This is a genomic window from Variovorax defluvii, assembly GCF_039541515.1.
Lineage (GTDB): Bacteria > Pseudomonadota > Gammaproteobacteria > Burkholderiales > Burkholderiaceae_C > Variovorax > Variovorax defluvii.
In genome coordinates this window covers 537,962-543,861 of the sequence record NZ_BAABGJ010000080.1, presented here as the reverse complement: position 1 = coordinate 543,861, position 5,900 = coordinate 537,962, and the positions used below count along the sequence as shown (strand labels likewise).

Sequence of the window (5,900 nt, the reverse complement as noted above, 5' to 3'; positions counted from 1 at the left end):
CAGTGGGGTCGCCTTTCTTTGGTTACTTTCTTTGGCGAGACAAAGAAAGTAACTCGCCCGCCGGGGCGAATTCCCGGCTCCTGCGCCAAACAACAAGCAACGCCAAAACAAAGGCCCAAGAGCCAAATTCAAGGCTCCTGCGCCAAACAACAAGCAACGCCAAAACAAAGGCCCAAGAGCCAAATTCAAGGCTCCTGCGCCAAACAACAAGCAACGCCAAAACAAAGGCCCAAGAGCCAAATTCAAGGCTCCTGCGCCAAACAACAAGCAAGGCCAAAACAAAGGCCCAAGAGGCAAATTCAAGGCTCCTGCGCCCCCCAACAAGCAACGCAAAAACAAGGGCCCAAGGGGCGAATTCCCGTCTCCTGCGCCAAACAACAAGCAAGGCCAAAACCAAGAGCCCAAGCGCCCAGGCCCGGCCCACACCCGGACTGGATGCAGAATCGGCATTCCTAGGACTCGGCCCCCGTGGAAGGCACGCAATGGAAATGGAAGACATCAACGCCCGGCTTCGCGCGCTCGAACTGCGAGCCGTCGCGCAGACCACCGCCATCGCGGTGCTGTTGCACGAGCAGCCCAACGCAGCGGCCAAGCTGCACATGATCACCGAGCGGCTGGTCGACGCGCCGCCCATCCCCTTGTCCGACGAGGACCTGGTCAAGGTCGCCGCCTATCTGCAGGCGATGCTCGGCGGGCCGTGGATCGACTAGGGCAAGAGACCCCGACCATGCGATCAGCCGGTGCCGCCACCTTCGACGAAGCCTATTACCGGCGCTACTACTTCGACAAGAAGACCCGCGTGCTGGACCCTCACCACGTGGAGCGCCTGGGCGAGTTCGTCTGCGCCTACCTGCGATACCTGCGCGTGCCCGTCAGCAAGGTGCTCGACGTCGGCTGCGGCATAGGCCTGTGGCGCGACATCGTGGCGCGGCATTTCCCCCAGGCCAGCTACCACGGCGTGGAGTTCAGCGAATACCTGTGCGGGCGCTACGGCTGGGAACGCGGCTCGGTGGTGGACTACCAGGCCGACAAGCCCTTCGACTTCGTCATCTGCCAGGGCGTGCTCCCCTACCTTGACCCGCAGGATCTCAAGCGCGCCCTGCGCAACCTCGGCCAGCTGAGCCAGGGCGCCCTCTACGTGGAAGCCGTGACGCGCGAGGACTACGAGCGCGACATCGTGGACGAGGATCTGACGGACCCGCGCATCTTCCGCCACGGCGCCGAGATGTACAGGCAAGGCCTGTCGCGGCACTTCCAGGCGGTGGGTGGCGGCGTGTGGCTGAGCCGGCAGGCCGACGTGCCCCTTTTTTCGCTGGAGTGCGCGGCGCAGTGAGGCGTGCGCGGGGCAACCCGCGGCATCGGCACCTGCCCGGATGCGCCGCCCCGTTCACCCGGGCTTTTTCGCGAAGCCGTACCTGGACATCAGTTCCCGCTGCTCACGTTCTGCCCGTTCCGCGAAATCGCGGAAACGGTTCGCGGGCATGTACCAGGGCCGCAGCGCGCCCTGTTCCAGCACGTTGCGGAACGACGCCTGCTCGGACGCGAACTGGAAGGCATCCTGCAAGGACTGCACCACGGACGCCGGCATGCCGGCCGGCCCGCCGATGCCGACCGGGCTCTCGATGGTCACGTCGTAGCCCAACTCCTTCGTGGTCGGTACATCGGGCCAGTTCTTCGCGCGCTGTCCGGTGGCGAGCGCGAGCAGGCGCACCTTGCCGTTGCGCTCCTGGGGCGTGATGCTGATCAGCGTGTCGATCGCGAAGCTCAGCTGCCCGCTCAGCAGCGCGACCATGCAGTCGTTGCTCGCGCGGTAGGGCACGGGCGACCGCAACGATCTCTTCAACAACCTCAAGCGCGGGGCCGCTCGCTCGGCGGAGAACCGCTGGCACCAGGACCGCGAGAGCATGGAGCGCGGCGAGAGCTTCTCAGGTTATGCCGAGGCGCATCCCACGCTGACGCTGCTGGCGGAGGACAACTACGTCCTGGAGAGCCAGGGGGCCTATGACAGGTCTCAGGAGCAACTGGGGCCCGTGGATCGCGCGCTCGTGGAAGGACGGCGTGTCCTGCTCGACGCGCTCGAAGCCCATGCGTCGGGTGCCGAAGCGCCTGGACGCACGCTCGACATTCCCGAGGTCGAGGCGGCGTACGTGCTGGAGAATGCGGAAGCCGCTTCGGCCTAGAGCAACAGTGACCTCAGGTACGCAAGGAGCCGGGCGGCTGCTTCGCCTCCTTGTTGTGCCGGGCGGAGTACGCCGATGGGGTCCATCGGCATCCGCTCCCTGGTCTTCAGCTCGACGAGTTCGCCCGAGTCGAGTTGTGGTCGCACGAGGTTGAGCGGCAGTACCGCGAGCAGGTCGAACGCGCGGAGCAACTGCATGATGACCGACAGTGACTGTGTGACAACCGGGAAGGTTGCGGGGGCGGTCTTGAAGTGCTGCTCGAAGAGTGCGTCGAGCTTGGTGCGAGCCCCGAGCCCTGCCGGGAGAGAAATCCAGGTGGCACGCGCCATGTCTGGCCAGCGGACGGCGCGCCGGGCGGCCAACGGGTGGGCGGGCCTGCAGACGATGGCGAAGCGGTCTTCACGCAGCGGGTGGAATTCCCATCCTTCAGGGAGCACGGCCGGCTGGCGGCATATGACCAGGTCCACCTCCGCTCGCGCAATCGCGAGCAGTTGCTCCTCGCCTTCTCCTTCCCGCAGCAGGATCTGGATACCTGGAAAGCGCCGGCAGAACTCGGGCAATGCGCCTGCCAGCAGGCCGTGCGTGGCAGTCGCGGAAGCCATGAGACGGACAACGCCTGCACTGCGTTCACGGACGGACACGACCGCCTCGGCGCCGTCGGAGATGCCCAGCATCAGCCGCCGGGCAACGGGGACCAATGCGCGCCCCGCCGCGGTGGGACGCACACCTCGCGCGTGCCGCTCGAAGAGTGGCGCGCCCAGCATGTCTTCCAGGTACGCGAGGGTCTGGGTCACCGCGGATTGAGTCAGTCCGATGGCATCCGCCGTCTTTTGAATGCTGCCCAGTTCGGCCAGCCGAAGCAGAACCTGCAGATGACGGAACTTGCCGCGAGCCAGCAGGCGGTTCAGCAGCGCAGAAGCAGTCTCTTGCAATGTATTAGCCAAACTAATGGGAGGAACGGGATTTTAATTTGTGCCTGATGGGCGGAGTGTTGAAGATGCGGGAGTGGGCCGATGAACCGGCCTTCCCAAGGAGACAAATGCTCAAGACCTTTCAACTTGCCTGCGCGGCGCTCGCTTTTGCAGCGACTGCTTCGGGGTACGCCCAAGCGACGGATTGGCCCACGAAGCCGGTTCGCATCATCGTCCCAGCTCCAGCGGGCGGGCCTTATGACCGTACCATTCGGCCGCTCGGCCAGCACATGGCCCAGACGCTGATGCAGCCGGTGGTCATCGAGAACCGGGCCAGTGCCGGCAACATCGTGGGCACGCAGGTCGGTGCCACCGCCGCGCCCGACGGCTACACGCTGACCATGACGGGCCTGCAAACCGCCATCTCCCAGACCCTCTACGAGAGCGTCCCCTACGACATCGTCAACAGCTTCGAGCACATCGGGGCCGTCGGTGAAGGCGCGCAGTGGCTGGTCGTGCGAAGCGACGCCAGTATCGAGAGCTTCAAGGACCTGCTCGCCAAGGCCAGACAGGAGCCCGGAAAGATTGACTACGCGAGCTCCGGCGCAGGTAGCACAGGCCACCTGCTCATGGAGCAGCTGCAGCGGGCTGCCGGCATCCAGTTGACACATGTGCCCTACAAGGGCGGCGCTCCGGCACTGCAGGACGTCCTCGGCGGCGTGGTGTCCGTCACCATCATCCCGTCGAACGCGGCGCTGACGCACGTGCAAAGCGGCAAGCTCAAGGTGCTGGCCGTATCGAGTGCGCAGCGCAGTCCGCAGGTGGCCTCGGCGCCGACCTTCGCTGAGCTGGGCTACAAGGACCTCACGATGAGTGCATGGGTCGGCTTGTCGGCTCCCAAGGGAACACCCAAGTCCATCATTCAGAAGGTCAACGCTGCCATGCGCACGGCCTTGGCCGATCCGGCACTTCTCAAGCAAATGGAATTCGAGGGGCTAACGACGCTGTCGACCACGCCCGAGCAGTACACGCAACTGGTGCGGACCGACACCGAGCGGTGGGGAAAGCTCGTGCGTTCTCTCCATCTCAAAGTCAATTGAGGCGCCGGCATGCCCTTCGTCCTCTCTGACGGTCGCCCGCTCTACTATGAGCGAACGGGAAGCGGGCCGGCCGTGCTCCTCCTGCACGGGGCCGGCTCCAACGCCGCCACGTGGTGGCAACAGCTTCCCGCCTTCAGCGCGCGCTACACCTGCATCACGGTGGACATCCGTTGCTTCGGTCGCTCGGAAGCGCCGCTGTCCGAATTCCAGTGGCCCGTGCTGCTTCAGGACGTGCAGCTGCTCCTGGCGCACGAGAAGGTCGAGCGGGTCGCCATCATCGGTCAGTCGCTGGGGGGCATGATCGGACTGCGCCTGGCGCTGGCGCAGCCACATCTGGTCGCGGGCTTCGTGGCATCGGACACGTCGCTTTCCATCGACCATCCCGAGATGTTGCAACGGATTCGCGACCGCCAGATCACCCAGAAGGCCGTCACGGTCGAGCAGCGTTCGCTGGGCGCCTGGTTCCTGGAGAACCAGCCTGAGAAGGCGGGGTTGTACGCGCAAATCAACCATTTCAATCCGAGCGCGTACAAGCTCGAGTCCGACCAATGGGGCAAGGCTCTGGCTGAGCTGATGAAGCCAGAAGTCCTGCTGCCCATGGGAGCACTGGCCGAGGTCGAGTGTCCGACGCTGTTCGTGGTCGGCAGCGAGGACCCCATCGTCCCAGTCTCGGCGATGCACGAGGCCGCGAAGCTGGTGTCTCATGGCGCTGTGGCCGTTATTCACGATGCCGGGCACTCGGCGTACTTCGAGAAGGCGACGGAGTACAACACGCTGGTGCTTGATTTTCTGGAGCGCCAGGTTTATCCGCTGTAGCTGACGCGAGCGGCCATGTCGGAAGTGGCAGTGGGGAGGGCGCAGCCCTCGGGCGCGACGTACGAGAGCCGCGCGGATGCGCGATGTCGACGGCCAGTAGCTCGGGCGTGACGGCTCCGTAGACGCACTCGAGTTCGCCCTCGATCAGGCGCTGGATCAGGCGTGCGCGTGGTCCACATGAGGCAGTACATCGCTGATCCCGGCGCGGCCATGGTGCTGGCCGAAATGGGCGCCGAGGTGATCAAGGTCGAGTCCCCCTCGCGGGCGACCAGGCCCGGCACATCGGCCGCTACGGCGAATTGCGATGTGGTGCCGAAGGATAGGGCCATCTCGGTGCGCCGAGGTCACGGGACTTGACTCAGGGCACTTTTATTTGGGCTTCTAGGCTGCTGGTCTTTGTGTTGGGCTTGCTTGGTGGGTGGCGCAGGAGCTGTGAATTTGCCACCTGGGGCTTTGGTTTGGCCTTGCTCGTTGGTTGGCGCAGGAGCCGGGAATTCGCCCCGGCGGGCGAGTTACTTTCTTTGTCTCGCCAAAGAAAGTAACCAAAGAAAGGCGACCCCACTGTGCGCGTCCCTCCGCTTCGCTACGGGCAACCTGCGGTGCTCGCGCAACCGGCCCCGCCGCAGAACTCGCTACGCGCCCTTCGGGCGCTGCGCTCAAACAGCTGCGGCGAGTCAGTTCACGAAGCACGCCTGTCCTTCGGCAGGCGTGCGGGCCGGTTCCGCTGCGCTCCTCGGCGCGCACAGAGGGGAGTGGGTCGGGCCATCGCTGCGCTCGGCCACCAACGGCTCGCTGCGCTTCGCAGAGACTGTCGCAAGCTATGGCTTGCTGCAGTTGGCGAAGCCCCCGGCGCGTAAGCTGGCGCAACGTGTGAGAAGACCCGCAACATACGT

General features: G+C 65.0%; 7 protein-coding genes and 2 pseudogenes. 7 read left to right on the top strand and 2 right to left on the bottom strand.

All coding sequences use genetic code 11. The annotated features are described in order from the left end of the window. From ABEA07_RS25410 to ABEA07_RS25400, 3 genes and pseudogenes are all read left to right on the top strand, one after another. Window positions 1–456 (top strand): annotated as a pseudogene (locus tag ABEA07_RS25410) (hypothetical protein); the annotation flags it as partial. A 26-nt stretch (window positions 457–482) separates the two neighbouring features. Further along, entirely contained in the window at window positions 483–710 is a 228-nt protein-coding gene (locus tag ABEA07_RS25405) for a hypothetical protein (protein WP_345541363.1), read from the top strand. 17 nt (window positions 711–727) lie between these two features. Next, entirely contained in the window at window positions 728–1,333 is a 606-nt protein-coding gene (locus ABEA07_RS25400) for a class I SAM-dependent methyltransferase (RefSeq protein ID WP_345541362.1), read from the top strand. Window positions 1,334–1,387: 54 nt separating this feature from the next. On the opposite strand, the gene ABEA07_RS25395 is transcribed toward ABEA07_RS25400, so the two are convergent. Then, complete coding sequence (locus tag ABEA07_RS25395; RefSeq protein ID WP_345541361.1) at window positions 1,388–1,831, bottom strand: tripartite tricarboxylate transporter substrate-binding protein; 444 nt, start codon at window positions 1,829–1,831, stop codon at window positions 1,388–1,390. A 43-nt stretch (window positions 1,832–1,874) separates the two neighbouring features. On the opposite strand from ABEA07_RS25395, the pseudogene ABEA07_RS25390 reads away from it, so the two are divergent. Next, window positions 1,875–2,180 (top strand): annotated as a pseudogene (locus ABEA07_RS25390) (hypothetical protein); the annotation flags it as partial. Here ABEA07_RS25390 and ABEA07_RS25385 read toward each other — a convergent pair. Then, complete coding sequence (locus tag ABEA07_RS25385; RefSeq protein WP_345541359.1) at window positions 2,177–3,112, bottom strand: LysR family transcriptional regulator; 936 nt, start codon at window positions 3,110–3,112, stop codon at window positions 2,177–2,179. The pseudogene ABEA07_RS25390 and the gene ABEA07_RS25385 overlap by 4 nt on opposite strands. A 47-nt stretch (window positions 3,113–3,159) precedes the next feature. Here ABEA07_RS25385 and ABEA07_RS25380 point away from each other — a divergent pair, with 47 nt between their 5' ends. The 3 genes from ABEA07_RS25380 to ABEA07_RS28705 all read left to right on the top strand — a co-directional run bounded on the left by ABEA07_RS25380 (window position 3,160) and on the right by ABEA07_RS28705 (window position 5,364). Beyond that, entirely contained in the window at window positions 3,160–4,191 is a 1,032-nt protein-coding gene (locus tag ABEA07_RS25380) for a Bug family tripartite tricarboxylate transporter substrate binding protein (RefSeq protein ID WP_345541358.1), read from the top strand. Window positions 4,192–4,200: 9 nt separating this feature from the next. Next, on the top strand, window positions 4,201–5,007 hold the full coding sequence (locus tag ABEA07_RS25375; protein WP_345541357.1) for an alpha/beta fold hydrolase: 807 nt from the start codon (window positions 4,201–4,203) through the stop codon (window positions 5,005–5,007). Between the two features lie 177 nt (window positions 5,008–5,184). Next, the gene (locus tag ABEA07_RS28705) at window positions 5,185–5,364 is read left to right on the top strand and encodes a CoA transferase (protein ID WP_425584169.1); all 180 of its coding nucleotides are present in this window, start codon (window positions 5,185–5,187) and stop codon (window positions 5,362–5,364) included. Window positions 5,365–5,900 lie beyond the last annotated feature (536 nt).

Bases quoted from the DNA above. Each gene is read 5' to 3' on its own strand.
- ABEA07_RS25405 (WP_345541363.1), top strand. From the start codon at position 483: ATGGAAATGGAAGACATCAACGCCCGGCTTCGCGCGCTCGAACTGCGA.
- ABEA07_RS25400 (WP_345541362.1), top strand. From the start codon at position 728: ATGCGATCAGCCGGTGCCGCCACCTTCGACGAAGCCTATTACCGGCGC.
- ABEA07_RS25380 (WP_345541358.1), top strand. From the start codon at position 3,160: ATGGGCGGAGTGTTGAAGATGCGGGAGTGGGCCGATGAACCGGCCTTC.
- ABEA07_RS25375 (WP_345541357.1), top strand. From the start codon at position 4,201: ATGCCCTTCGTCCTCTCTGACGGTCGCCCGCTCTACTATGAGCGAACG.
- ABEA07_RS28705 (WP_425584169.1), top strand. From the start codon at position 5,185: ATGAGGCAGTACATCGCTGATCCCGGCGCGGCCATGGTGCTGGCCGAA.